Genomic DNA, 25,229 nt, shown 5'->3' with positions numbered 1-25,229 from the left:
CGTCGGCCTGATGGCCGCAGCCAGCTCCGAGATGCTGGGCGCCGTGCAGATCTTCATGGTCGACCACCACGCCTATCGACTGGCGTTCGCCGCAGCCAGTCGCTGGAAGCTGGACTGGTAACCGACAGCGCATCGACGTGTTTCCGCACTTTGTCCGGGCGCAGTTAGGACGCTGCGCCAAGTTCAGTGCGTCGCGGCATGTCGGCGCCCCGGCGCGAGCATGTGAGCGCTGCGGCGTCCGACGCGAATACGAGCATCGTTCGAAGCTGTTTTGGGCTCAACGTTGCGAGGCGCTGCGGCATGAGCAGACTCTGCTCGGCCAGCCATGCCAGCATGGCCGCCTGAAAGGTGTCCCCCGCGCCCACGGTGTCTTCCACCTGCACCGTCCTGGCTTCGATGTAGACCTGGCCTTGCCGGTGAAAGGCAGTCGCGCCTTGTCCTCCTTGCGTGACCACAACGACGCCGGCACCCGATGCCAGCCACTGGGCGGCCACCTGTTGCGCGTCGATGCCCGGGTGCAGCAGGGCCAGGTCCTCCTCGCTGACCTTCATCAGGTGCGCGCGCTGCGCCATCCAGGCCACGGTGTCGCGCCAGCGCGCCAGGTCGGGCTCCACGTTCAGCCGCAGGTTGGGGTCGTAGGCGATGACGCGTGCGGCCCGTTCGCGCTCGATGAGTTGTCGGTGTGTGGACGCTGCCGGCTCCACCACCATCGAGTAGGAGCCGAAGTGCAGCGCCCGCACTTCGTCGCCCAGTGCTGGCAGGTGCTCGGGGCGCAGTTCGCGGTCCGCGCAGCCGTCGCCGTAGAAGACGTAGGAGGCCGAGCCGCTGGCATCCAGTCCGACCAGGCCCAGCGTGGTCGGCGCATCAATGGTCGGCGCGAAGCTCAAGCTGACGCCTTCGGCCTGCAGCGCGCGGCGCAGTCGGTCACCTAGGAAGCCGCGCGACAACGCGCCCAGGAAACTCACCGGCTGGCCCAGGCGCGCCAGGCCGATGGCCACGTTCAGCGGCGAGCCGCCGATGCGCGCGTCCAGGGTCAGGCCTTGGCGTGTGTCGCCCGCCTCGAACACATCGAACAGCGCTTCGCCACAGACCACGAACATCACAGCACCTCGCTGACGTGGTGCATCGTGGCGCGCACCGCATGCAGGTCGAGCGACCGCACCTGGGCCGCCTCGTCGCCATGGAAGAGGCCCACGCCCGAGGCGTCGGCTGCGGCGTAGACCAGGTCGGTGAGTGCAACGCTGCCGCCGTCAGCCAGCAGCTCCACCAGGCTGCCGTCGACCCATACCTCCAGCTCGATCTCGGGTGTGTCGAGCAGCCGCGGCCCGTCATGCCGCTCGGATTGGCCCTTGAACACGGGCGCGCTGCAGCGGCGGTCGATGAAGAAGCAGTTCGCGGCCGGGTCGAAGCCGACGCGAACGGACTCGCCGCCACCCTTAAAGAACTCCAGGCCGATGGGCGCCTGTAGGCCCTGCGTGGCGACGGCCAGCCGCGCCATCAACTGGCGCCCCGTCACGGTGGCCTGCGAGAGCGCCTGAACAGCCTCGCCGGCCGGCAGCGCGCGCAGGCTGAGCAGTGGCTCGGGCTCGAGCAGCGCGTGCATCTCGCACACCATGCGCTGGCGCAGGCGCGGACCCTGCGGTGTACTGACCAGGCTGAGCTCACGCACGCCGGACTGCTGGCCACGCCAGGGGTTGCTGGGCAGCTCGCGGGCGTACTCCCAGTTGCTGACCCAACCCAGCCACAGCACGCGCTCGTCGGGCAGGTTGGCGAAGGTGATGGGGGCGTAGAAGTCGCGGCCATGTTCGGCCCAGAGCGTGAGCGTGGTGTCGCTGTTGTCAGGGGTGAAATGATTGCCGTCGAAGCTGCCGATGAAGTACTGCACGCCGCTGCCGCCCCACAGCGAGCCGTGGTTGACCGACACGATGAGGACCCAGCGCTTGTTCGTGGCGTCGCCATCGATGGGCAGCTCGAACAGCTCGGGCACCTCCCAGATATTCTTGTCGGCCGAACCGGCGGGGCCGAAGGTGGAGACGCGCGTCCAGTCGATCAGGTTGACCGAGGTGTAGAACCAGACCTGCTGCTCCAGCGCCGCCACCACGAGCATCACCCACCGCCGCGTGGGCGCATGCAAGAACACCTTGGGGTCGCGGAACTCGGTGGAGCCGATGTCGATGACCGGGTTGCCGGCGTAAGGCGTGTAGCTGCGGCCACGGTCCAGGCTGTAGGCCAGGTGCTGGGACTGGATCTTGGTCTCGGGGTCGAAGCCGGTGAAGAAGGCCAGCAGCGCTGGTGCCGCCGAGCCTTCCGGCGCGAAGCCGGCGCAGTTGGCATGGTCCACGACGACCGAGCCGGAGAAGGCCATCACGCGCTCGGTGGCGGGGATGGCGACGGGCAGCTCCTGCCAGCTCACCAGGTCGGTGCTGATGGCGTGGCCCCAGCTGATGTGGCCCCAGTCGCTGCCCTGCGGGTTGTATTGATAGTAGAGGTGGTACTCGCCGTCAAAGTGCACGAGCCCGTTCGGGTCGTTCATCCAGTGCCGCTGCGGCGTGTAGTGATAGCGCGGGCGCCACGGGTTGGCGGCGTTGGTAGCGTGTGAGGGCAGGGTGAGGTTCATGGCGCGAGTCGTTGGCCGTTGGGACCGAATCGGTGGAGCTTGTGGGGTGGCACGCGCAGCGCGCGGGCCTGGCCGAAGGCGATGCTGCGGTCGGTGGAGAGGGCGCACAGCGGCGTGAGCGAGCCGCCTACAGCGAAGTGCACGAGGGACTCGGCCCCCAGCCGCTCGACGAGTTGAACGCTGGCCGCAGAACCGTCGACGACTTCGATGTCTTCAGGCCGCGCACCGATGGTGCCGATGCCGGCCGCAGCCAGCTCTCCAGTGGATTGGCCGGTCAGAAGCAGCAACTGCTGCGCGTGGGTTTCGTCTACTGGCACCAGGTTCATGCGGTGGCTGCCCATGAAGCCAGCGACAAAGAGGTTGGCCGGCGTATCGAACAGCTCGTCGGGCGTGCCGAACTGCTCCAGGCCGTGGCGGCTGAGCACGACGATGCGATCCGCCAGCGTCATCGCCTCGACCTGGTCGTGCGTCACGTAGACCGTCGTCACGCCATGCTTGCGGTGCAGCTCGGCGATCTCGGCGCGCATCTGGGCGCGCAGGTTGGCATCGAGGTTGGACAGCGGCTCGTCGAACAGAAAGGCGCTGGGCTTGCGCACGATGGCGCGGCCGATGGCCACGCGCTGGCGCTGGCCGCCGGACAGCTGGGTGGGCTTGCGTTGCAGCAGTTCCTCCAGCTGCAGCTGGCGCGCGGCATCCTGGATCAGCGCGTGGCGCTCGGCCTTGGGCAGGCCGGCGATCTTCAGCCCGAAGCCGATGTTGTCGTAGACCGTCATGTGGGCGTAGAGCGCGTAGTTCTGGAACACCATGGCCACGCCGCGCTTGACCGGTGGAAGTTCGTTGACGCGCAGGTCGTCGAACAGCAGGTCGCCACCGCTGACCGATTCAAGCCCTGCAATCATGCGCAGCAGCGTGGACTTGCCGCAGCCCGAGGGGCCGACGAGCACGGTGAACTCGCCCTTGCGGATGTGCAGGTTGAGGTCCCGGAAGACATAGCGCTCGGCGCGCTCGTCATAGCGCTTGTCGGCGTGTTGGAAGACGATGTTGGGCATGTCGTGAAGTTGACTGGCTACCGATAGACAAGACGGGCGTTGGGCGAGCGGCGTCGATTCACGGCCGCTCAGCCCTTGATGCCCGCGCCGACGACGGAGCGGATGAACTGCTTCTGGAACAGCAGGAAGAACACCATCACCGGCAGCGTGATGACGCAGGCGTAGGCCATGACCTCGCCCCACTGCGTGCTGCGGCCGAAGAACTGCTGCAGGCCCACCATCACCGGCCGGGCGCCGGCCGTGTGCACCGTCATGACGGGCCACAGGTACTGGTTCCACATGCCCAGGAACAGGATGATCGCGGCCGTCACGATGACCGGCTTGCAGACCGGCATGACCAGGCGCAGGTAGATGGTCAGTGCGCTGGCGCCGTCCATGCGGCCGGCCTCCACCAGCTCATCGGGCACGTCCTTGAAAAATTGGTAGAACAGGAACACGCAGAAGGCATTGGCCAGGAAGGGAATGATCTGCACATGCAGGGTGTCGAGCCAGCCGATGGTCAGGCCTGTGCTGTCGATCCAGGGCAGCTTGGAGACGATCAGCAGCATCGGGATGGCCAGCACTTCGAAGGGCACGATCAGCAGCGCGATGACCAGGGTCAGTACCAGGCCCTGGCCGCGCCACTTGAGCTTGGCCAGCGCGAACGCAGCGGCGCTGTTGATGAAGATGCCGGCCGTGACGCTGAGCAGCGCGATCAGCCCGGAGTTGGCAAGATAAGCGCCGATGGCGCCCTTGTCGAACACCGAGCGGTAGTTGTTCAGCGACCAGCGCGCGTCCGGCAGCAGCGCGGCCGGGTTGCCGAGGTCGGTGAAGAGGGCGTCGCCCGGCTTGAAGCTGGCGGCCACCATGAAGAGCAGCGGGTAGGCGAACACGATGCCGGCCAGCAGCATCAGTGCCACGTGCAGCACGGACTTCGCCACGTCGCTGCTTTCTGTGGAGCGGTTCATTGGCCCAGCCTTTCCATCAGCTTCTTCTGCCCGAGCGACAGCAGCAGCACGAAGAGGAAGAAGAACAGCGTCATGGCCGAGCCGTAGGCAATGTCCTGCTCACGAAATCCAACACGCATCGAATGGAAGATCAGCGTGCTGGTCGAGTCCATCGGCCCGCCGCCGGTCAGCACGTCGACCTGGGTGAAGAGGCCAAACGCCATGATGGTGGTGGACAGGCCGACGAACACCAGCGTGCGCTTGAGGCCCGGCAGCGTGATGTAGCGGAACTTCTGCCAGCGGCTCGCGCCCATGACGTCCGCAGCCTCGTACTGCTCGATGGATATGCCCTGCAGGCCAGACAGGAAGATCAGCATCTGAAACCCCGCGCCCTGCCAGGCCGACATGATGGCGATGGACAGCATCGCCAGATGCGGGTCGCCCAGCCAGTCGGGCTGCGATGCGTTGGCGCCAAAGAGCTGGCGCAGCACCTGGTTGGCCAGGCCTGCCTCGGTGTGCAGGATCAGGCCCCAGATCGCCGCGACCACCACCATCGACGTGACCACCGGCGAGAAGAACACCGTGCGCAGCACCACCCGACCGCGGAAGGTCTGGTTGACCCAGAGCGCCATCGCAAAGGCGAGCGCCGTCTGCAGTGGCACGACCAGTAGCGCGAAGAGGAAGGTGTTGGCGATGGAGCGCAGGAACTGCGGGTCGCGTGCGCCGACCAGGTAGCGCTTGCCGCCGAACGAGAGATCGGTGAGGAACTGGTAGCCGTCGAACTCGGCGGGGGCGGCACGCTTCAAGGCGCGCCACTGGCGTGACGGCGCCAACGGCTCCGCAGCGCCGTGGGCGGTCGGCGCTTCGACCAGCTTGAGCCCGAACATGCGCGTGTAGTTGTCCAGCCCCGTCCACTCGATGCGGTCGGTCTGCAGCAGCTTGACGTTGGTGAAGCTGAAGCCCACCGCCATCACGAAGGGAAGCAGCACGAAGCCGAAGAAGAGCAGCAGGGCGGGCCCGGCCAGAACGGCCACTTCGGACCAGCGGGCATGCCCGAAGCGGGTGACGCTAGAAGCCATAGTTGCGGTTGCGTTTGAGGTCTTGCTGGATCGCCTCGACCGCGCGGTCCAGGGCTTCGGCGGCGTCGCCGCCCTCGCGCACTTCCTTCAAGGCACGCTCGAAGCTGCTCGACAGCATCGGGTAGGCCGGCGTTGCAGGGCGCAGCACGCCGTAGGCGCGGGCGAAGTCGAACAGGTCGCGGCCAAAGGCACCCGGGCGGTAGAGCGTGGTGGCGTTGGCGGCGGCCTCGCTGGTGGGCATGAGGCCCGTGTCCTGCGAGAACGCGGCGATCTCGGCGGTGCTGATCAGGTGTTCGATGAAGAGCCGCGCGCCCTCCGGGTGCGGGCAGCTGCTGGACACTGCCCATTGCCACGAGCCCGCGCCGATGCGCGGCTGGGCGCCAAAGGCCGGCGGCGGCAGGGCGACCAAGTCGCTGCCCAGGCGGGTGAGGTAGTCCTTGGCCGCCCAGGAGCCGGTGTAGTGAAAAGCCGCGCGGCCGCTGGGGAAGGCCTGGTCATCCACCGGCCGGCGCGCCACCAGGCGCTCGGTGAACAGCGAGCCGTAGAAGTCCGCCACACCGAGTGCGGCGTCGCCGTTGAGCAGGCCGTCCACCTGGGTGAAGGTCTTGCGGTCCACCAGGTCGGCGCCGGCGCTCTGCAGCCAGGGCGAGAAGGCGTAGGACACCCACTCGCCCGTCCACTGCGCATTCAGGTCCAGCGGGTAGTTGAAGCCGGCGCGCTTGAGGGTGCGCAGGATGTCGCGGAACTCGGTGGCCGTGTAGGGCTGGGCCATGGTTGCCAGCCGCACGCCGTGCTTTAGCAGCACGCTCTTGCGGGCGAACAACGCCAGCGCCGCGTCGAACTGGCCCACCGAATAGAGTTTGCCCTTGTAGGTCGAGCGTGCGCCGGGGATCAGCGCGTCCACGCCCACCGGGCGCAGCGGGCCTTCCAGCGGCTGGATGTGGCCGGCCCAGGCGAAGTTGGGCACCGAGGGCTGGTCCAGGTCCAGCACGCAGGGCAGCTTCTTCGTCATGGCCGCAGCGATGACGGACTGCTGGTAGGAGCCCTGCGGCAGCGTCTCGGTGACGACGCGGTAGCGCGACTGCAGGCGGTTGAAGCGCGCCTCGGCGGCCGCGCTGGCGCGCATGTCGCTGTCGCCGGTTTCGTGTCGCCAGACCTGGATGTCGATGGGGGCCGCGACGGCTGCACCGGCCAACAAGCTGGCTGCCAAGAACAGCTTGGCGCTCATCGCGGCTTGCCACTCGGCGGTGCGGCCACCGACGCGCGCACCTGCACCTCGCAGCGCTCGCGGATGGTGCCGGTGGCGGCTTCGTTGCAGGCCATCTGCGCGGCACGGCGGCCCATCTGCAGGTAGGGCAGGCGTACGCTGGTGAGTGGCGGGTCGGTGGCGTGCACCAGCATCGGGTGATCGTCGAAGCCCAGCACGGACACCTGCGCCGGCACGGCGATCTGGCGCTTGTGCAGGCACTGGATGATGCGGGCGGCCATCTTGTCGTTGCCGGCCAGGATGGCGGTGGGCCGATGCTCGCGCAGCACCTGGCTGACGAGGCCATCGATGGCGGCGAACTCGTCCTCCGCCAGCGCGCCCTGCGAGCCCTGCACGAACACGGGTGCCGGCTGGCCGGCGGTGGTCGCGGCCTTCAGCATGCCGCGGTGGCGCAGCTGCGTGGCGCGCATGTCGGGGAAGAGCTCGAACACGACGATGCGCCGGTGGCCCTGGGCGTACAGATAGGCCAGGCCATCGCGCGCGCCTTGCTCGTCGTCCGGCAGCACCGTGGGGTGCTCGTTGCGCGGCAGGTAGCAGTTCAGCAGCACCAGCCGTGTGCCGGCGGCGCGGGCGAGCAGCGCGGCATCCAGCGGGCGGTGGAAGTGGGTGGCGAAGATCAGCGCATCGACGCGGTGCTCGATCAGGCCGTCGATCAGGTCCGGCACGTCCTCATCCACACCGCCGCATTCGGCGATCAGCAGCCGCTTGCCGAGGTCCTTGGCGGCGAGCTGCAGGCCCTTGATCAGCTCGAAGGAATCGGGGCTGGTGGTGATGCGGTCCGACACCACGCCGATCAGGTTGGGCTTCACGCCCTTGAGCGCGCGCGCCGCCTTGGACGGGCGGAACTGCAGCGCCTGCATCGCCTCGATGATCTTGGTGGAGGTCTTGGCCGACACGCAGTGCGGGTCGTTCAGATAGCGCGACACGGTGCGCACCGACACGCCGGCCGTGTCGGCTACCTGGTAGATGGTCGAGGCTTCGCTCATCGGGGCCTGCTTGTCTCTCGTTGTGGTGATGCTGAACCCTGCGCCTGAGGCGCGATGCGCTGGCTCGGTTCGATGCTTGTTTGTGGATTGCAGAAGCAATTTGTCTATCGATGGTAGTTTCTGTCGGATTGGCCGTCCTGAGTGTTTTCACCTATTCGTCGCCCCTGAAGTGGGCGCAGCGCCCCACTTGGGGGAAACACCAAGGACAAGCTGCCGAGTGGCAACTACTATCGATAGACATTTTGGTGCTCGCTGTGCCCTTGGGGTGCGTTCGCACCTCTTCTTTGGTTCCATTTGGCTATCGATAGACAATATGCGTCATGTCCTCGATTCCTTCTCCCTGCATGGCCGGTGGCCCGTGGCATCGGGCTTGGTGCAGGTCGGTCGCCACGCGGTCCTGATGCTGCTGCTGGCGGCGACTGGGTTCGCCTGGGCACAGCCACTGCCGAAGCCTGTGCTGGCATTGGACTTCGATCAACTGGCGCAAGGCGTGCTGCCGGCGGGTGCTGCCATCCACACGCAGTTCCCCGCGCCAGACGTGGTGCCGGGCGTCACCGGCAGTGCCTGGCGCACCGACGGCTTCTCCAGCTACGCCCAGGCCGCGCTGCTGCTGAACGCCAACGCTGCCTTCAGCTTGTCGCTGTGGGTCGCGCTGGAGAGCTTTCCGTCGGACCTGGAGGTGACCGTGCGCGAGCTGTCGCCATCCTCGTTTGCGCAACAGGCGCAGGGCGATGCGGGCTTCGACCTGCACATCGACACCTTCGGCCGCTGGGGCTTTCGCATCGCCACCTCGGCCGGGGTGTTGCGCGTGGCGGCACCCCAGCGGTTTCCGCTGCGTCGCTGGGTGCATCTCGTGGCCAGCGTGGAACCGACCTCCGGTGTGGTCAGTCTGTATCAGGACGGCGCACTCGTCGGCACTGCCACCGGCCAGCCCGGCATGAGCCTGCGCCTGGCGCCGGTGCCGCTGAAGCTGGCGACGCCAGCGGTGGAGGCCCGCATCCTCGACTTCAAGGTCAACCGGCTGAACGGCGCTTTCGATCTGGTGGAGGTCTACCCCGCTGCGCTGTCGGCTGCACAGCTGGCCCTGCTGCCGACGCCGGATACCGCCCCCGATGCGGAGCCGTCGCTGGTCGTGCCAGCGTCACGCTTCGCCGCTGACCACTTGCGGCCGCGCCTGCACGCCATGCCACCGGCGAACTGGGCCAACGAGCCGCATGGCCTGGTTCGCGTGGGGGAGGGCAAGGATGCCGTCTGGCACCTCTTCTACCAACGCACGCCCAACGGCCCGTTCAAGACGCAGATGCACTGGGGCCACATGGCCAGCCGTGACCTCGTCACCTGGCAGCACCTGCCCGACGCCCTGCGGCCCGAACTGCAGACGGACGACTCGGGCTTCGACATGAAGGGCATCTGGTCCGGCCATGTCATCACCGACGGCGGCAAGGCGTTCGCGTTCTACACCAGCGTCAACCACGGTGAGCGGCTCTCGGCTGCCAACCCGGGCGTGTCCATGGCTGTCAGCGAGGACGCTGACCTGCGCACCTGGCGCAAGCTCGGCCCGGTCGTCAACACGGCGGGCGTCCGCGACTTCCGCGACCCCTTCCTGTGGAAGCAGGGCGAGACCTGGCACATGCTCGTCGGTGCTGCGCTGGAGACCGGCGGCGGCCTGCAGTACTACGTGCTCAAGCGCGGCGAGAAGGGCGCGCGCTGGCAGCCGCAGCGCTTCTCCGAGGTGGCCTACCGGCTGCTGGACACCGGCTCCGAGATCTGGGAGATGCCGGTGTTCGAGCGCCTCAGCGACGACGTGTGGGTGCTGGTTGTCAACCCGATCGGCGGCAAGGTCAGCAAGTACGGTGAGCCAGCCACGCGCGCGGTGTATTGGATGGGCGAGTGGGTGAATGGGCGCTTCAAGCCCTTCTCGCACACGCCGCAGAACCTCGACCTGATTCCCGGCCACCTGGCCCCCACGGTCGGCCGGGCGGCAGACGGCCGGCTGCGCGCCATCGGCATCGTCGACGAGCGGCGCACGCCTGCCGCCCAGCTGCGCGCTGGCTGGGCCCACACCTTCAGCCTGCCGCGCGTGTGGACGCTGCTGCCGGACCGGCGCACCCTCGGCCAGTCCCCTGCGCCGGAGTTGCTTGCGCTGCGTGGCGAGCCGTTGCTGCCCGCCACGCCGGTGCAGCTGAGCGCCGAGCGGCGCCTGCTGGGCAGTGGCCTGCATGCCTACGAGCTGCAGGTGGACCTGGACGACGCGGCGGCCGCTGCCGGCCCGATCACGCTTGACCTGATGGCTTCGGCCGACGGACGAGAATTCACGCGGCTGCGTTTCGACCCGGCGCAAGGCAGGGCCGAGATCGACAAGTCGCAATCCAGCCTGTCTGCGGATGGCGAAGGCCTGCAGCGCCTGCAAGGGCGCTACCCCAGCGACGCCTTCGGGCCCATGCGCACGCTGCGCGTCTTTGTCGATGGCTCGGCCATCGACGTGTTCATCAACGACGCCGCCGCCTATGCGGTGCGCAGCTACCCATCCCTGCCCGGCAGCACGCAGGTGCACTTGGCGACGCAGCAACCCGCGTCGGCCCGCGTGCAGATCTGGCCCTTGCGGCCACCGGGATAAGCACACCGCCCAGATCGGCCGGGGCCCGGCCTCAAGAACGTACCCCTGCGATGGGGACAACCCAGGAGACAAAGCATGAAACACCAACGAGGTGTCGCCGCATGGCGACTGTTGCCTCTGGCGCTGGCGGCTCAGGCCGCATGGGCCCAGCAGGTCACCCCCAACGTGCTGCTCGCAGCGCCTGCCGCCACATCCGAGGCGACGCAGCGCCTGGAGGAAGTGGTCGTCACCGGCAGCAGCAAGAGGACGCTGAAGAAGGACTCGACCAACACCGTCAACACGCTGTCCGCCGAGGACATCCGGCGCCTGGCGCCGATCAGCACGGCCGACCTGCTGCAGAACGTGCCGGGCATCTTTGCCGAGGGCAGCACAGCGGGTGAGGCCAGCAACAACATCACCGTGCGTGGCCTGCCGGTGACGGGCGGCTACCGCTATGCGCCGCAGTTGATCGACGGCCTGCCGTGGTTCGAAGAACCGGAAGTGCCGTTCATGAACAACGACGTCGCGGCGCGCCACGACCTCATGACCAAGCGCGTGGAAGTGGTCAAGGGCGGCACCGGCGGCATCCTGTACTCCAACGGCCTGGGCGCCACGGTCAACCACATCACTCGCACCGGCGGCCAGACGCTGGAGGGCGGCTACAAGCTGGAGGTCGCCGACTACAAGTTCCTGCGCAACGACTTCTTCCTGTCGGGGCCGATCAACAAGAACCTGACCTTTGCGGTCGGTGGCTTCTACCGCACGTCCGATGGCCTGCGCGAGACGGGCTACACCGCCGACAAGGGCGGACAGATCCGCGGGAACCTGGTCTATCAGACCGACGACGGCCTGACAGAAGTGCAGCTGCATGCACTGAAGATCAACGACCGCACGGCCTTCTATCAGAACGTGCCCTTCCAGGTGCCGGCCATCACGCAGCCTGGCACCGCCGCCAATCCGGTGCGCATCGACATGGATGCCGTGTGGCCGATCGGCATCGACTTCGCCGACGGCACGGTGGCCTCACCCTCCAGCCGCCGCTTCAGCATGCTCGGTGAATACGGAGAGCGTCAGGCGGACATCGCTGACGGCATCCACCCCGACTTCAACATCTACACCGCCAAGCTCAGCCACGAGTTCGACTCCGGCTGGTCCTTTGACGGCGGCGTGCGGCACACGTCCGGCAGCAGCGGCTACAACGGCCTGTTCACCGGCAATGACACGACGACGGCGGCGCGGTTCAACAACGCGCGCTTCAACAACGACGTGCTGCGTTTCAGCTCGTTCTACCCAGGGGCCACCGGCATCGCGGCGTACACCCTGGGCACCGGGACGCGGGTTGCGGACAGCACCTACCTGAACTTCCTGATCCCCTTCATTGCGACCACCGAGGCCAAGAGCACCTCGGTCGACCTGAAGCTCGGCAAGACGGTGGAACTGCTGGGCGAGCACCACCTGACGGTCGGCGCCTATTTCACCGAGTACGCCAACAAGCAGAACTTCCAGCAGTCGCTGCTGGTGTCGACCATGAGCGACCAACCAGAACTGGTCGAGCTGCGTGCCGTCACGGCTGCAGGCACCCCGGTCGGCCCGAGCGTCACGTCGGGCGGCGTCATGCGCCTGGGCTTCAACGGCTACCTCGCCGATTCGCAGGTCAAGGGCGAGGCCCTCTACCTTCACGACCACTGGGAGACGCTGAACCGGCGCCTCAAGATCGATGTCGGCGTGCGGCACCAGACGCAGCGTGCCAACGTCCTTTACAACGTGCGCGACCTGACGACCAACCTGACGCCGGCCGGCATGGTGCCAGGCAGTGCCGAAGACACGCTCGCAGACAACGAAGTGCTGTTGCCCGGCGCCAACCAGACGCTGAACTCCAAGGTCAGTGGCACGGGTTGGTCGGTCGGCGCCAACTACTCGGTGCGCTCCAACGTGGCGGTGTACGGCCTGGTCTCGAAGTCGTTCCGCCTGCCCAGCCTGGAGCAGCTCAACCAGCTGCAGTTCGACCCCGCAGCCCCCGGCAGCAAGGTCGAGAAGATCATGCAGTACGAGAGTGGCGTTCGCTACTACGCCGACACCTGGGACACGCAGGTCGCACTGTTCTACAACAAGTTCAGCCCGCGCGACCAGTACGTCGACTTCCGCGACTTCACATCCCCACAGTGCGCGCCCGCCGGCACCATCGTCGACATCAACAGCTGCCCGCTGGTGCGCGAGTTCTACCGTCGCGGCATCCAGAACATCGGCCTGGAACTTGAAGCGGCTTGGCGCCCGCGGGCCGTCAAGGGTCTGGAGCTGCGCTTCACCGGCGTGGTTCAGGACCCGAAGGTCGTCAACGCCAACTACCGCACCGTCAAGGAAACCCGGGTCAATGACGTCGTGACCGGCTACACCTTCGAACAGATCGGCGAAGACGGACGGCGCCCGCGCCGGCTCGCCAAGGTCATGGCCAATGTCCAGGGCAGCTGGGACCTGAAGCCCTACACCGGACTGCCGCTCAAGCCCTACGCCAAGTTCACCTACTTCGGCAACCGCTACTCCGAGTCGCGCGACGTCGACGTCACGCTCTACCCGGCGTACTACCACCTGGACGGTGGCTTCATCTGGGACTTCAACAAGAACAGCTCGTTCCAGTTCCATGTGTCGAACATCACCAATCGCCTGTCGTTCACGGAGGGCGATCCGGTGTTTGTCGACCTGAAGGGACCTAACGGTGCCACCAACCGGAGCGTGAGCCGGCCACTGTTCGGTCGCACGCTGCGTGCGATGTACACCTACTTCTTCTGATCGGGAGAGCCACAATGAAAAAGCTCCTGTCTCTGCTGTCCCTGCTGTCCGCGACTGTCATGCTCGCCGCCTGTGGCGGCGGAACCAGCACGGACCCACTGCCGCAACCCCGCTCACCCGTCTTTGCGAATCCGGGAGCGATCAGCGTTCCCGAGTTCACGCGTGACGTGGCGAAGCTGTCGGTCTCCAGCCCCGACAACAACAACGTCAGACTGTCGCTCAGCGGCCCCGACGCCGCGCTGTTCTCCATCAGCGGCGATGGTTCGATCCGCTTCGCGATTCCGCCGAACTTCCAGGCGCCATCGGATGCGAACAAGGACAACACCTACCAGGTCACGGCGGTGGCCGATGACACCTATTCGGCTCCCTCCACGTTGGCGCTGGCGATCACGGTGACCTCGTGCCCCACCTGCCGGGTGTCCAACACGTCGGTGCGCGTCACGACGGACGACACGACGTTTGTCGAAGAAAACATCATCTCCAGCTTTGAGTTCCCGGCGCTGATTCAGCCTGACACGGTCAAGTACACGCTCACCGGGGCCTTTGCCGCGTCGACGAACTGGAACAACCTCGAGTACAACAACGCGTCGCTGGCGGCCATCGCGGCGCGCATCGGCGATGCCACGGTGTCGACCTGCGAGATCGGTGGCGGTGGCTGCGATGGCCCTACCGGCAGCATCACGATCAACAACGTCACCATCACCAAGGACTCGATCACCTTCCTGATGTCCGGTGGCAACGGCGGACCGGACGTCGGCGCCCAGGTGCTGTACACGCCGCCCGGCTCGGCCACCGCCCAGGTGCTCGGCACCTACAACCCCAACAGCTGCGGCGACCCCGTGCTCAAGGGCGACCAGCACTACGTCAACTTTGACACCAGCGGGCTGATCGGCGAGAAAGTCCAGATCAAGGTATTCGACAACGCATCGGGTGGCTGCGGTTTCGTCGCTTTCGATCACTTCTATCAGACCGACAAGCCGCGCGGCACGGCGGCCGGCGTGCTGAGCAAGCCGTTGACGCCGGTGAAGGTCACTGTCGAAGGCGCCGTGACGTTCCAGAAGATGATCCCGTTCGCCAGCTTCGAGAACCCGGTCGACATGGTGGCCAAGCGCGGCTGGGTCGGCACGGGCGCCTTCGCGAGTGCGACGGCCACCAGCTGGCAGGGCACCACCGGCGCCGACGCCAACGCCGCGCGGGTGGGTGACAAGGCCATCAGCACCTGCGAGATCGCCGGCCCCGGTACGCCGTGCGACCCGCCCGTGGGCACGCTGACCTCGCCGCCGTTCAAGGTGACCGACCCCTACTTCAACTTCCTGATGCATGGCGGCGGCGCGGGCAAGAACGTCGGCCTGCGCGTGCTGGACACGTTGGGCAATGTGCTGCTGACGTACACGCCCACCAGCTGCGGCCCGTCCTTCGTGCAGAACGACGACGACTGGACGCACATCGACATCTCGGCACTCAACTCGGCCACCATCAAGGCCCAGCTGTTCGACGAGGAAGCCACCGGCTGCGGCTTTGTCAGCACCGACCAGTGGTACCAGTCGGGCACGGCCTGGAACCCCACCGGCAATGGCAAGGACGGCGGCACGGTGGTGCTCACGCCTGCCACCACCGCCAAGCTCGGCTTCAACGTCAGCGTGGCGGCGGATGCCTTCACGCAGGTCATCGGCGACTTCGATGACGCCGTGGTCGCGGCCCAGAGCTGGACTGCAGCAGGCGACTTCGCCAACCCGGCCAGCGCCGACGCCTGGAAGGGCGTGTCCGGCAGCGCGCGGGTGGGTGCACGTGCCGTCAGCAGCTGTGAGCTGAACGCCAACAGCAAGGGCTGTGACGGGTCGACCGGCACGCTCACGTCACCGCTCGTCAGCGTTGATGCTTCCAGGCCCTTCCTGAACTTCCTGATGTCCGGCGGCAATGCCAACGGCACTGTCGGTCTGAAGGTGTTGGACGCGGCCGGCGCCGTGATCGCGACCCACACACCCAACAGCTGCAATCAGGCGTCCATCCAGGGTGATGGCAACTGGGTCACGCTGGACCTCGCCCCCCAGGCCGGCAAACAGGTCAGGGTCCAGATTTTCGACAACGAGGCGGGCGGCTGCGGCTTCGTCAGCTTCGACCATGTCTACTTGGGAGCCGCAAGGAAGAAGTAGGACTCACGCCGAGGCCTATGACCGCGGCAGCAGACTGCTGCCGCGGCTTCCATTTCGCTGGCCGCCGCTGCCGTTTTTATGCAGCAAGGCAACATCGCAGCCACTGCCAATCGAAGGCGCAAGTTGCCAGCTGTACGGCTGAAGGTCAGCAGCTGCCCTGGGCCCGGTGATTGGACCCCCTCGGCCGGCCGGATGGTCGCAGACTGCTTTGAGCCATGAACCGCGCTTTCGGCTCCACGATACGGACGACAGCAGCCGCTGCCCTGGGCTCGACTGCCGGTGATCTTCAATCTCTGCTTTGGGCACTTTGCTGCCCCACGAATTGACGAATCCGAGCAGCAGCAGCCACCCTCATGGCCTTCCAGCTGGTTGGGTCCGGCCATCCGAGGGCACATCGGCGAGTTCTGGATCGAGTTCCCCGCCAGCTTTCAACACAAACACCTCCACACGCTTCGCCAGCTTCACGATGGCCGCCGTTTCGCCCACCTCGATGCTCACCGGCAGCGACTCATGGATGCTGCCCAGGAAGGCAAGAGCCAGGTTTTGCGCCAGCACCGTTGCCCGCAGAACACGCCTCTGCATTCAGTGGCTGATGCCCAACGAAGCCAACCTCCGTCGCAGCGCTTCCCTCGGCGTCCTCAGATTCGACGCCAGCGCCGCCACATCGCCAGCTGGCGCCTCGGATACCGCGGCGGCGATCTCGTCGCCGGCGATGTCTTCGGGCCAGCGGATCAAAGGATGGCGGTCGATAAGGGCGTAGAGGGAGCTGCGCGAGATGCCCAGGCTGGCGGCGGTGGCCCGCAGGCTCCAGGCTTGCTGCTCCAGCGCCTTCAGCAACTCATCTGGTGTGACTGACGATGGCGCGCGCCAGCCCGTGCGGGGCGGGTCTTGCGGTTCGTCGTCGGTGAAAGGCGCCGGTGCGGATTCGGCAGGGGGAGGGAGGTCGTTGCCGGCAGCTCGGGCGGCGGAGCTTGCCGGCGGCAGTGATAGGAGATCTTCCACACCGAGCCACTGACGGTCTTGAGCGGCCAGCACCAAGCGTTGCACGGCGTGGCGCAGCTGTCGCACGTTGCCGGGCCAGTCATGCAGGCACAGGGCACGAGCGAGTTCAGGCGGTACTTCGCCGAGCCAGCCTGCGACGTCGCCCGCCTCTTCGAACTCCCGGCGCAGCAGCACACCGAGGTCTTCACGGCGTTCGCGCAGGGCGGGCATGCGGATGACGAAGGCCGCCAGGCGGCGCAGCAGCGGCACGTTGAAGCCGCGCTCCTGCAGCGGCCGATCAGTCGCGGCAATGAGCCGCACGTCGGCCCGCTCCACGCGGCTGCTGCCCACGGGGCGGTACTGCCCGGTCTCGACGGCCCGCAGCAACATGGGCTGCACGAGGGCGGGGGTGTCGCCCACTTCGTCCATGAAGAGGGTTGCGCCGTCGGCCTCTGCCCAGAGACCCCGCCGCGCGGCGTCTGCGCCTGTAAACGCCCCTTTGACGCAGCCGAACAGCTCCGTGGTGGCGATGGACTCGGTCAGGGCGGCCATGTTGACGGTGCATAGCGGCCGACCCGCGCGGCCGCCAAGGGCGTGAATCTCCTGCGCGACGAGTTCCTTGCCGGTTCCCGATTCACCGAGGACAAGCACCGGCAGCTCGGTCGATGCGGCCTGCGCAATCTGCCGCCGCACGCGCGCCATCGCGCCGCTGACGCCCAGCAGCGGGCCGGACAGCCGGTCCGGTAAGGCCGTGCGATGGCGGAGGTGCAGCAGGACGCGTCCGCGCAGCGACAGCACGACACCGTTGGCGACCTGTTCGCGCGTCAGTAGCAGTTCGCCGCTGGTGGGCAGGCCGTCCACCTCATGGCAGACCGGGCCGGCCGGAAGCGATAGCTGCACGCTGCCGTCGCGCGACGCCAGCAGGTGGATGGGCGTTCGCGAGACGCTCGCATGCTCCAGCGGCCGCCCGCCGAGCGCGCCGGGCGCGCTGAAGCCGGGCGCGAAGCGGCTGATGGGAATGGGGGTGTCGTCGTCCACGGAAAGCGCGCACTGCTCGCCCAGGCGCTGCGGGTCGGGGTGCCAGAGGATGGTCAGGGTGGGCGCCGGCACGCCCGCGGCGTCGAGCCCCGCGATGCGGGCAGATTCGGTCGGTTCTTCAGCGTGGGGCGGTACGGAGGGCGTCATGGCATGGGGCCAGCCCGCTGACAGGGGCTGACATGTCAGCCCGCCCCGGCGACATGCCAGAGCACGGCTGGCGGAGGAATTTTTGCATCAATCCCCCGTCTAAACCCTGGCACGTTTGTTGTGTTGAGGGGAGCACGCCTCGCCCCGACCATGCACGCTGCTTCTGTCACCCTCGCCAATCGTTCGCACCCTGCGGACCGTGGCGGCCACGGCCGGCTGGACTGGCTGTACGAACAGGCTTGCCTGCAGTTGCAGCGGCACCTGGCGGACAGCAGCTATGACGTCACGCGCCTGGTTGGCGAGCTGGGGGTGTCTCGGCCGACGCTGTACCGCGCGTTTATGCGCCAGGGCGACACGGTGGCGGGCTGCCTGCGCCGCGCGCGGCTCGCCCGCGTTTGCGAGCTGATGGCGGAGCCGCCATTTCGCACGCCCATCGAGACGCTGGCCTACCAGTGCGGGTTCGAGGACGTGCGCACCTTCAACCGGTGCTTTCGCAAGGCCTTTGGCATGAGCGCGGGCGCCTGGCGGGCGCACGCGCTGGCGCGCAAGCTGTCGCCTATGGACGCGCGGCTGGGCAACTGGAGTTCTGCTGCTGCGGCAGTCTCTGCTTGAGCAAATGCGGCGCCCCGCGCTTCGGTTCCAAGTCCGACACCATAGAAATGATCTGGCCGCCCCTTCCACTGAGGGCCGAGGCGGCCAGGTAATGCTTGGGGCGGCGTGTGGCTACTGGGCTAGCACCCAGCCCTGGTCGAACGGGTAGAAGAAGTCCGTCTTCTTGCCCGTCTTGGGGTTGGCGGGGCCGTCCTGCGTGCGGATCATGACCTTGCCGTAGCGAATCACGTCCTCCGTGCCGACGCGCTGCAGCGTCCTATCCTGGTAGCTCACCTTGCCACGGGGTGCGTAAACCTTGGGGTGCAGCCCTTCCCGGGTGGCCAGCAGACTGGCCAGCTTGGACACCAGGGGAAGTGGGCCGCTGTTGTCCTGAGTCTGCAGGCCGTTGTCGCAGGCGGCCAGCCAGATCTGCTCGGTGCCGGCCTCGCGGATGCCCAGCTCGATGAGCAGGTCGGCCACTTCGGCAGCGCCGGTGGAGATGTTGTTGAAGGCGAACTCATTGCCGTGCGCGTTCAGCACGAGGATCTTGGCCGCCTCGCCGTAGGCCTTGAGGCCCTTGTGGCGGCCGGCGCGGATTTCCTCTTGGAGGTAGTGGATGGCGACGGGCTTGAAGGCTTTGTTCGCCGGGGCGAACTCAGGCCACTTCTTCCAGGCGTGGAAGTGCTCGCGCAGGGCGACCAGGCGTGCGGCGCGCGAGGCGTTCTCGTCCTTGGAGAGATTGCCGCCGTTGGGTTTTCCGTAGAAGAGCAACATGTCAGTGTCCTTTCGTGGTTTGGGGGAGAGGCCGCCGGCCGGTGCCGGCGGCGGTGCATCAGTCGACGCTGTGTTCCAGCGCCTGGGCGACGTGCATCAGCACGTTCGCGAAGACGCCAGCGGTCTGCGGGTTGTCGAACTTCGAGAGGGATTCCTCGCTGCGCAGCCGGGCGGCAACGACGGACAACTGGTTATGCAGGGCCTGCAGGCGCACGGTCATCTGATCCAGCACGGCCGCCTGGCCCGAGGCCAGGTCGGACGCACGGATCAGCTCGGAGGCCTCTCGCTGCCCTTCGGCCACTTGGCGCAGGGCGTCCTCGAAGGCCGCCTCGGTCGACTTGCCGTACTGGCCCAGCGCCACCAGCTCGTCGATGGCCTTGGCCAGCGGGAAGAGCCAGGTCCAGATGGAGCGGTTGCGCAGTTCGGTGGCCTTGGCCTGCAGCTCGGCCTTTTGCTGCTCCAGCTGCTTCAGCCGGGCGCGTGCCTGCGCTACCTGCTGGGTCAGGGCCCCGCTGTCGGCTGCCAGCACGGAGCGGTGGCGCGCGGTTTCCTCGGACTTGGCTTGCACCGCGGGCAGCAGGGCGTTCACTTCGTCGGACAGCGCCTTGGCGTGGCCTTGCAGGACCCCGGGCGTCGCCGGGTTCCAGCGGGCGATCTCGAGCTGCACCTGGGCCACGCGTTGCCGCGTGCGCTGGGCGTGGCCGCGAACCGTGTTCCACAGTTCGTTGAGCGTGCGCCCGAAGGCCTCGGCCGCCTTGGCGTGCTGCTGCGCCTGCTGCGTGCCTGGCAGCGTGGCGGTGCCCGCTGCGGCCTGCTGGACGAGCGCGGTGAGTTGGTCGGTCAGAGTCATGGACATGATGGGTTCCTCGGCTGAGGTTGTCAGGCCGCGATGCGGTTCACGAGCGCGGCGGCATTGACCGCGGCCTTCACGGCGTCTCCGACGCGGCGGGTCGTGTCCACGGTGCGCGTTGCGCCGGTGAGGTTGCGGAGGATGTTTTCCGTGTCGGCCAGCACCAGCTTCACGGAGCCGTCGGCCGCGCCGAGGAAGACGCGTGCCAGGACAGGGACGTCCGTCTTGCCCTTCTCCAACTGGTCGTACAGCGAGCCAAGGTGGTCACCCATCACGCTCCAGGCGTTGGCCATGGATTGGGCCGAACCCTGGGCGCCGGTGGCGCTGGTGTGCAGCGTGCCGAAGTTGACCGCCATGCTGTTGACCAGCGTGGTCTCCGCGCTGATGGTGGCCTGGCGCATCAGCAGGTCACTCTTGAGGTTCAGCAGCCCGGCCATGCCGATGGAAGCGCCCACGACGCTGGCGACGCCGGCCGCGGCCAGTGCACCGCCGCCCACGCACAGGGCTGCCGCGGCGCCTCCGGTGAAGACGGTGCCGAAGGCGCCGACCACGAACAACAGACCGCCTGCGATCACGGCCAAGCCGCCGAGGGCGATGCCCACGGCCATGCCGGCGATCTTGCCGTCGATGCCCCCGAGCTGCTCGTTGATGTCCTTGAGCACGCCCTCGTTGCCGTTCAGCAGCGTGTTCAGGTCGAGCGTCACACGCTGGAAGACGGCCGCGTCCTCAGCCAGCCCGCTGCGCAGGACGCCAAGGTCATCCCGCACGCTGATGCTGCGCGCTTGGAAGCCCTGGGTCTGCTCCTGCAGGGCGCGCAGCATGGCCAGCGCCGTCTGGCGCGAAGGCGCGTTCTGGAACTCGTGGCTGATCTCTCGATGCAGAAGGAAAAACTGCTGGACGTCGGTGGCCGTCGTCAGCATGCGCGGCTGCAGCACGTCGAGGTAGTTCTTGGAACGCGCCTTGGCCAGGCCCAGTTGGTGGTTGGCCTGCTCCTGGATTGGCTTGAGCTTGTCGCTCGCGCTAGCAATGTTGACGGTGGCCTGGTTTTCAACGCTCATGCAGTGGGCCTGCAGGATCAGGCCTGCGGCGGATTGATCGAGAGCGGCCTTGCCGCTGTCCTTCACGCCTTGTTCGATGGCGATGTCTGTCATGGAAATCTCCTTGGGGGGTGGGGGTGGCTCAGGCGGTGTGGGGACTGATGTGGGTCAGGCGCGGCATGGATGCAGAGCCTGATGTGAAAGACCTGTGCAGCGCGTCGATCCTGGCGAGCTGGCGCGCCCAGCTGTCATCGAAGGACAGCCCGGAGCCCTTGGCCTGTTCGTACTCGGCGGCCAGGCGCTCCCATTCGGCGCGCAGGGCTTCGGCCCGGCTGCCCAGGCCCTGCAGCGCGGCGACGAGGTCGCTGCCCTGCTGCCCCACGACCTGCATTACGGCCAGGCCCGCTTCGGCGCGGTATAGCTTCACGTACAGGTTGCGCTGCTGGATGACGAGGCTGTTGAGCTTGGTGCGCGCGTCGAAGACGGCCGCGGTGTCGTCGCCGATCTCGCCGATGGTCTCGACCGGGAAGTCCGCGGTCGGCCGCTCCGGCGTGATGCGGGGCCGGCCGGGCTTGGCGGGGCTGGCCTTGCCACCGTCCTTGCCGCCAGCCTTGTCGCCGTCCTTTTCACCGGCTTTGCCGGCATTGCCACTGTCCTTGTCGCCGGCCCTGACCTTCTCGGCGCCGTCGTCCTCGCCATCGTCGTCCTGGACGGGCTTCCTGGGCGTGTCGCCGGGCTGGAAGGAAAACAGCGAAGACACCCAGGTGACGATGCGCCCGACGCCGCTGCCCACCTTGCGGCTGGAGTCCACCGTGGCTTGCACGGCGGCCGACATGGCTTCGCTCGTATTTGCGATCTGGGCACGCACCTGGGCCAGCTCGCCGTCGTCGTCGCCGTCCTCGGCGCCGTCGATGCGGCGCACCTCGGCGTCGATGAGCTTGTCCAGTTCGGCCTGTTCCTCGGCGGCCTGCGTGGCCGCGGCCGTAGCCCTGGCGGCCAGCGCCGCGCTGCGCTCCTCAAACCCGCGGGCCTGTTCCGTCAGCGCACCCAGGAGGGCCTCGACGGCTTCATCGCTGCCCTGCGCCTCTTTCTGGATTTCCAACAGCAGCAGCACGAATTGCTGCATGTCGGTTATCTTGGTGAGAGCCGCGGGCTGCAGCTCGTCGAGCAGCTCGGTTGCACGGGCCCGCAGCTGCGACTGGCGCACCGTCAGCATGGCCCGCGCTGTCGTGTCGGTGCTGAAGGGCGCGGCGTCGGGCTGGCGCTCCACGACCATGGCGCGGACCTGGGCCAGCAGGCTGGCGCCCGCCAGCCCGTCGACCGCACTGATCAGCCTGAGGGCGCTGAGCCCCTGGCTGCGCTCGATGTTGACGACACTCATGAGAGGTCTCCCGTAACGTTGAACACGGGGCTCATGGTGTCGGTGCGGCCCTCAGGCGGGCAGGGCAGCGCGTCTCAATAGCGGGCGCTTCGTCTCAGCGCCTTTGGATGCCGCCGAGGGCGGCCGCGGTCAGAGGTTCTTGCTGGTGCCGGTGCCGACCTCGGCTTCGGGGTCGAAGCGGAATACCCGCTTGTGCGAGCCCACGGTCGCGGCCTTGGGCTTGATCTCCACGACGAGCACGAGCGACATCTCCCAGATGCCCATCTTCTCGTCCACTAGCACGCTGCCCTCGCTGATCTGTCGCTCGTAGAAGGCGTTTAGCCTTTCGTCCTTGCCGTGATCGACGACCTTGAACGGACCGATCGGGATGGCGGTCCCGCCGTCGACGGACTGACCGCACTGAAACGGGGACGGCGAGTAGAAGGTGTCTCGTTCGCGCAGGCGCGGCACGGATTGCAGCGTGCAGCTCTTGATGGTGAACCCACCGAAATCCTGGGGCGGGGCGTTGCCCTCAGCCCCGCTGAAGGCCGTGACACAGACATACACCCGGTCGCCTTTTTCCAGGTGTACCGAGCCGGCGTGGCGGCCGACCTGGCGCATCAGGTTGCGCCCACCCTGGCTCTCGTCGATCACCTGCCAGCACAGGAAGGGGCTGAGCTGATGGATGTCGAAGCTGACGTTGAGCAGGAGCAGGTCATTCAGGAGGCTGGATGGTTTCATGGCAGTCCTTGGGTGATGGTCTGGTGGAAGGCACGCGAGCGCCGCAGCGCCTGCAGGTCGGGCTCCTGCTCGACGAACGACAAGGGATAGCCCAGCTTCAGCGCCCGCTGCAGTTGACGCAGGGCTTGCGTGCGGTCGCCACTGAGCTCGTAAGCCATGCACGCCCTGAAGGCCACATCGGGCGACTTGGGCGCGGCGGCCACGGCCGCTTCGGTCCAGGCGCGCGACTGCGCCGCTTCGCCAAGCCGCGCGGCATACACGCCCGCCCGGCTCAGGTGGGTGGGCTCGGGCTTGTCGCGTTCCAGGCGGGGCGACAGCAGTTGCAGCGCGTGGCGGTAGGCAGCCAGCGACCCGACCTCGCGGCCCGGCACCCAACGCAGGGCGTCGGCCAGGTTGGCCCATTTCAAGTAGTCGTTGGGGTTGCCCTTGCTCTCGGACACGGCGCTTTCGAAGGCGCTGGCGGCTTCCGCATACCGGCCCCGCGCGAAGAGCGCCGTGCCGAGGTTGCTGTAGAGCCTGCCCTCGGGCCGCGCCGCGAGGCCCTGCTGCAGCACCTCCAGGGCGTCGTCGCCGCGCCCCAGTCTCTGCAGCGTGGCGGCGAGGTTGGCGTATCCCGCCGCTACCAGGGGGGCCAGCCGCACGGCGGTGCGAAAAGCGGTCTCGGCCTCGGCGTAGCGGCCTCCCTGGTAAAGCAGCGTGCCGAGTGCATTGTGCAGCACGGGCTCTTCGGGATGTGCCGTCAGCGCCGCGTCCAGCGCTTGGCGCGCAGGCTCGGCGTGTTGCTGCTTGGTCAAGAGCTCGGCCTTGCCCAGTAGCGCATGGAAGTCGCGCGGGTCCAGCACAAGGGCGCGCTCGTAGGCCTGCAGCGCTAACCCGGCCTGACCGGAAGCCGCCAGGTAGCGTCCCCGAGCGGCTTGGGCAACTGCAAGCTGGTCGTCGGCCTGCAGGGCGATCTGGGACGCCGCATTCGCGCGCTCCAGCCAGACCGCGTCCGACGCGTCGCTGCCATCGCGCAGGCAGTAGGCAATGGCCAGCATCGCCGCAGCGGGGGCATGATGGGAGTGTGCCTCCAACACCCCCTTGAGCAAGGCCACGGCGCGGTCCAGATGGCCGGCCTCGTCGAAGCGCATGAGCAAGCGCCGGGCCCGCGAGACGCTCTCCTGTGGTGTCAACGTTGGCGCCTGGGTGGCTGCCGGCTGAGAGCGGGTTGCGATGATCACGCCACCCCCCAGCGCTACGGCACCGGCCAACAATGAAATCGGCAGTGCAGCGCGCCGCAGTCGCCAGCGCCAGGGCAGGCGGGGGTGCTGCCCCGCCGGGCCATCGGTACGTAGCCCGGGTTGACGCAGCGCACGGGCGACTTCGGCCATGCCGGGCGGGCGCTGCGCCGGTTCACGGCGAGTCATGCGCTCGGCCAGCGCGCAAAGCGGGTCAGCAGCGGCGAGCTCCGGCGGAACAGGCCCAGCCGTCTCGGACAGTTTGCGATGCGCCAAGGCGAAGTCTCCCTCGCCGGCAAAGGCCTGTGCGCCCTGCAGCAGCTCGAACAGCACCAGGCCCAGCGAGTAGATGTCGGCCGCCTGCCCGGGTCGGGCGCCGAGCAACACCTCTGGCGCCATGTAGCGCAGCGTGCCGACGGGCGTGATGGGCCCGGAGGCGGTCTTCAGCACGTCGACGCGCCTGGCGATACCGAAATCGAGGATGCGCATGCGGCCGGCGTTGTCCAGCATCAGGTTGCCCGGCTTGATGTCGCCGTGGACGATGCCGGCGGCGTGGGCCTGAACGAGTGCGTCGGCCACCTCCGCCACCCAGGCCCGCGCCTGCAGCGGGTCAGTGGGGCCGTCCGCGACGACGGCGGCCAGCGTGCGGCCTTGCACGAGCTCCATCACGATGCACACGCTGTCGGCCTGACTTACCACGTCATGGATGTCGACGATGGCCGGGTGGCTCAGCCCGGCCGCGAGCCGCGCCTCTACCAGCGCGTCGCCGCTGCCCCAATCCACGCGCTTGATGGCAACGGCCCGCTCAAGCTGCCGGTCCCACGCCTCATGCACCGAGCCCGCGCCGCCGCGGCCGATCAATCGCTTGATGTCGTACCGTGTCGCCAGCACGGGGTTGGCCGACGAGTCGTCCATTCCGTGAGGGGGCCACGCAGCAGGTTTCTCGGCCTGTGATTCAGCGATGCCTTCGTGGTGCTCCATGTACCCGGCGACTCCATGCGCACGTTCGGCGTGTCGCGTTCGCTGATTCGGC

19 protein-coding genes are annotated in these 25,229 nt (G+C 67.6%); 4 read left to right on the top strand and 15 right to left on the bottom strand.

The window, feature by feature from the left end:
- Positions 1 to 164 precede the first annotated feature (164 nt).
- From ACT6S0_RS02965 to ACT6S0_RS02935, 7 genes are all read right to left on the bottom strand, one after another.
- On the bottom strand, positions 165 to 1,100 hold the full coding sequence (locus tag ACT6S0_RS02965; RefSeq protein WP_444762430.1) for a carbohydrate kinase family protein: 936 nt from the start codon (positions 1,098 to 1,100) through the stop codon (positions 165 to 167).
- Entirely contained in the window at positions 1,100 to 2,617 is a 1,518-nt protein-coding gene (locus tag ACT6S0_RS02960) for a glycoside hydrolase family 32 protein (RefSeq protein ID WP_444762429.1), read from the bottom strand. Before ACT6S0_RS02960 ends, ACT6S0_RS02965 begins: the two co-directional genes overlap by 1 nt.
- Positions 2,614 to 3,666 carry an ABC transporter ATP-binding protein gene (locus tag ACT6S0_RS02955; protein WP_444762428.1) on the bottom strand — a complete coding sequence of 351 codons (1,053 nt, stop codon included), beginning with the start codon at positions 3,664 to 3,666 and terminating at the stop codon, positions 2,614 to 2,616. The genes ACT6S0_RS02960 and ACT6S0_RS02955 overlap by 4 nt, the downstream gene beginning before the upstream one ends.
- A 68-nt stretch (positions 3,667 to 3,734) precedes the next feature.
- Entirely contained in the window at positions 3,735 to 4,613 is an 879-nt protein-coding gene (locus ACT6S0_RS02950) for a carbohydrate ABC transporter permease (RefSeq protein ID WP_444762427.1), read from the bottom strand.
- Positions 4,610 to 5,671, bottom strand: a complete 1,062-nt coding sequence (locus tag ACT6S0_RS02945) for a carbohydrate ABC transporter permease (protein ID WP_444762426.1) — start codon at positions 5,669 to 5,671, stop codon at positions 4,610 to 4,612. The genes ACT6S0_RS02950 and ACT6S0_RS02945 overlap by 4 nt, the downstream gene beginning before the upstream one ends.
- Positions 5,661 to 6,899, bottom strand: a complete 1,239-nt coding sequence (locus tag ACT6S0_RS02940) for a sugar ABC transporter substrate-binding protein (protein WP_444762425.1) — start codon at positions 6,897 to 6,899, stop codon at positions 5,661 to 5,663. Before ACT6S0_RS02940 ends, ACT6S0_RS02945 begins: the two co-directional genes overlap by 11 nt.
- Positions 6,896 to 7,924 (bottom strand): LacI family DNA-binding transcriptional regulator, encoded by a 1,029-nt coding sequence (locus ACT6S0_RS02935; RefSeq protein WP_444762424.1) that lies wholly within the window; start codon positions 7,922 to 7,924, stop codon positions 6,896 to 6,898. The genes ACT6S0_RS02940 and ACT6S0_RS02935 overlap by 4 nt, the downstream gene beginning before the upstream one ends.
- A gap of 313 nt (positions 7,925 to 8,237) precedes the next feature.
- Here ACT6S0_RS02935 and ACT6S0_RS02930 point away from each other — a divergent pair, with 313 nt between their 5' ends.
- From ACT6S0_RS02930 to ACT6S0_RS02920, 3 genes are all read left to right on the top strand, one after another.
- On the top strand, positions 8,238 to 10,541 hold the full coding sequence (locus ACT6S0_RS02930) for a LamG-like jellyroll fold domain-containing protein (protein ID WP_444762423.1): 2,304 nt from the start codon (positions 8,238 to 8,240) through the stop codon (positions 10,539 to 10,541).
- Between the two features lie 75 nt (positions 10,542 to 10,616).
- Entirely contained in the window at positions 10,617 to 13,307 is a 2,691-nt protein-coding gene (locus ACT6S0_RS02925) for a TonB-dependent receptor (RefSeq protein WP_444762422.1), read from the top strand.
- 14 nt (positions 13,308 to 13,321) lie between these two features.
- Positions 13,322 to 15,460: a hypothetical protein gene (locus tag ACT6S0_RS02920; protein WP_444762421.1), complete on the top strand. Its 2,139-nt coding sequence runs from the start codon at positions 13,322 to 13,324 to the stop codon at positions 15,458 to 15,460.
- 351 nt (positions 15,461 to 15,811) lie between these two features.
- On the opposite strand, the gene ACT6S0_RS02915 is transcribed toward ACT6S0_RS02920, so the two are convergent.
- Both ACT6S0_RS02915 and ACT6S0_RS02910 read right to left on the bottom strand, forming a co-directional pair.
- Complete coding sequence (locus ACT6S0_RS02915) at positions 15,812 to 16,015, bottom strand: hypothetical protein (RefSeq protein ID WP_444762420.1); 204 nt, start codon at positions 16,013 to 16,015, stop codon at positions 15,812 to 15,814.
- A 27-nt stretch (positions 16,016 to 16,042) separates the two neighbouring features.
- Positions 16,043 to 17,626 carry a sigma 54-interacting transcriptional regulator gene (locus ACT6S0_RS02910; protein WP_444762419.1) on the bottom strand — a complete coding sequence of 528 codons (1,584 nt, stop codon included), beginning with the start codon at positions 17,624 to 17,626 and terminating at the stop codon, positions 16,043 to 16,045.
- Positions 17,627 to 17,776: 150 nt separating this feature from the next.
- On the opposite strand from ACT6S0_RS02910, the gene ACT6S0_RS02905 reads away from it, so the two are divergent.
- A complete protein-coding gene (locus ACT6S0_RS02905) occupies positions 17,777 to 18,238 on the top strand; it encodes a helix-turn-helix domain-containing protein (RefSeq protein WP_444762418.1) in 462 nt (153 codons plus the stop codon).
- A 111-nt stretch (positions 18,239 to 18,349) separates the two neighbouring features.
- Here the strand turns inward: ACT6S0_RS02905 and ACT6S0_RS02900 are convergent, their stop codons facing one another.
- From ACT6S0_RS02900 to ACT6S0_RS02875, 6 genes are all read right to left on the bottom strand, one after another.
- On the bottom strand, positions 18,350 to 18,991 hold the full coding sequence (locus ACT6S0_RS02900) for a hypothetical protein (protein WP_444762417.1): 642 nt from the start codon (positions 18,989 to 18,991) through the stop codon (positions 18,350 to 18,352).
- Positions 18,992 to 19,049: 58 nt separating this feature from the next.
- On the bottom strand, positions 19,050 to 19,847 hold the full coding sequence (locus tag ACT6S0_RS02895) for a hypothetical protein (protein WP_444762416.1): 798 nt from the start codon (positions 19,845 to 19,847) through the stop codon (positions 19,050 to 19,052).
- Between the two features lie 23 nt (positions 19,848 to 19,870).
- Positions 19,871 to 20,992, bottom strand: coding sequence for an HBL/NHE enterotoxin family protein (locus tag ACT6S0_RS02890; protein WP_444762415.1), 1,122 nt, complete (start codon positions 20,990 to 20,992; stop codon positions 19,871 to 19,873).
- A 28-nt stretch (positions 20,993 to 21,020) separates the two neighbouring features.
- Entirely contained in the window at positions 21,021 to 22,259 is a 1,239-nt protein-coding gene (locus tag ACT6S0_RS02885; RefSeq protein ID WP_444762414.1) for a hypothetical protein, read from the bottom strand.
- A gap of 129 nt (positions 22,260 to 22,388) precedes the next feature.
- Entirely contained in the window at positions 22,389 to 22,979 is a 591-nt protein-coding gene (locus ACT6S0_RS02880) for a hypothetical protein (protein ID WP_444762413.1), read from the bottom strand.
- On the bottom strand, positions 22,976 to 25,111 hold the full coding sequence (locus tag ACT6S0_RS02875; RefSeq protein WP_444762412.1) for a protein kinase domain-containing protein: 2,136 nt from the start codon (positions 25,109 to 25,111) through the stop codon (positions 22,976 to 22,978). Before ACT6S0_RS02875 ends, ACT6S0_RS02880 begins: the two co-directional genes overlap by 4 nt.
- Positions 25,112 to 25,229 lie beyond the last annotated feature (118 nt).

Source organism: Roseateles sp., assembly GCF_052436255.1.
Lineage (GTDB): Bacteria > Pseudomonadota > Gammaproteobacteria > Burkholderiales > Burkholderiaceae_C > Pelomonas.
This window is presented reverse-complemented; position numbering and strand designations above follow the sequence as displayed.

Coding starts and splice junctions, on each gene's coding strand:
- ACT6S0_RS02935 (WP_444762424.1), bottom strand. CDS start 7,924: ATGAGCGAAGCCTCGACCATCTACCAGGTAGCCGACACGGCCGGCGTG.
- ACT6S0_RS02875 (WP_444762412.1), bottom strand. CDS start 25,111: ATGGACGACTCGTCGGCCAACCCCGTGCTGGCGACACGGTACGACATC.
- ACT6S0_RS02920 (WP_444762421.1), top strand. CDS start 13,322: ATGAAAAAGCTCCTGTCTCTGCTGTCCCTGCTGTCCGCGACTGTCATG.
- ACT6S0_RS02960 (WP_444762429.1), bottom strand. CDS start 2,617: ATGAACCTCACCCTGCCCTCACACGCTACCAACGCCGCCAACCCGTGG.
- ACT6S0_RS02900 (WP_444762417.1), bottom strand. CDS start 18,991: ATGTTGCTCTTCTACGGAAAACCCAACGGCGGCAATCTCTCCAAGGAC.
- ACT6S0_RS02950 (WP_444762427.1), bottom strand. CDS start 4,613: ATGAACCGCTCCACAGAAAGCAGCGACGTGGCGAAGTCCGTGCTGCAC.
- ACT6S0_RS02940 (WP_444762425.1), bottom strand. CDS start 6,899: ATGAGCGCCAAGCTGTTCTTGGCAGCCAGCTTGTTGGCCGGTGCAGCC.
- ACT6S0_RS02890 (WP_444762415.1), bottom strand. CDS start 20,992: ATGACAGACATCGCCATCGAACAAGGCGTGAAGGACAGCGGCAAGGCC.
- ACT6S0_RS02945 (WP_444762426.1), bottom strand. CDS start 5,671: ATGGCTTCTAGCGTCACCCGCTTCGGGCATGCCCGCTGGTCCGAAGTG.
- ACT6S0_RS02910 (WP_444762419.1), bottom strand. CDS start 17,626: ATGACGCCCTCCGTACCGCCCCACGCTGAAGAACCGACCGAATCTGCC.
- ACT6S0_RS02965 (WP_444762430.1), bottom strand. CDS start 1,100: ATGTTCGTGGTCTGTGGCGAAGCGCTGTTCGATGTGTTCGAGGCGGGC.
- ACT6S0_RS02895 (WP_444762416.1), bottom strand. CDS start 19,847: ATGTCCATGACTCTGACCGACCAACTCACCGCGCTCGTCCAGCAGGCC.
- ACT6S0_RS02885 (WP_444762414.1), bottom strand. CDS start 22,259: ATGAGTGTCGTCAACATCGAGCGCAGCCAGGGGCTCAGCGCCCTCAGG.
- ACT6S0_RS02880 (WP_444762413.1), bottom strand. CDS start 22,979: ATGAAACCATCCAGCCTCCTGAATGACCTGCTCCTGCTCAACGTCAGC.
- ACT6S0_RS02925 (WP_444762422.1), top strand. CDS start 10,617: ATGAAACACCAACGAGGTGTCGCCGCATGGCGACTGTTGCCTCTGGCG.
- ACT6S0_RS02955 (WP_444762428.1), bottom strand. CDS start 3,666: ATGCCCAACATCGTCTTCCAACACGCCGACAAGCGCTATGACGAGCGC.
- ACT6S0_RS02905 (WP_444762418.1), top strand. CDS start 17,777: ATGCACGCTGCTTCTGTCACCCTCGCCAATCGTTCGCACCCTGCGGAC.
- ACT6S0_RS02930 (WP_444762423.1), top strand. CDS start 8,238: ATGCGTCATGTCCTCGATTCCTTCTCCCTGCATGGCCGGTGGCCCGTG.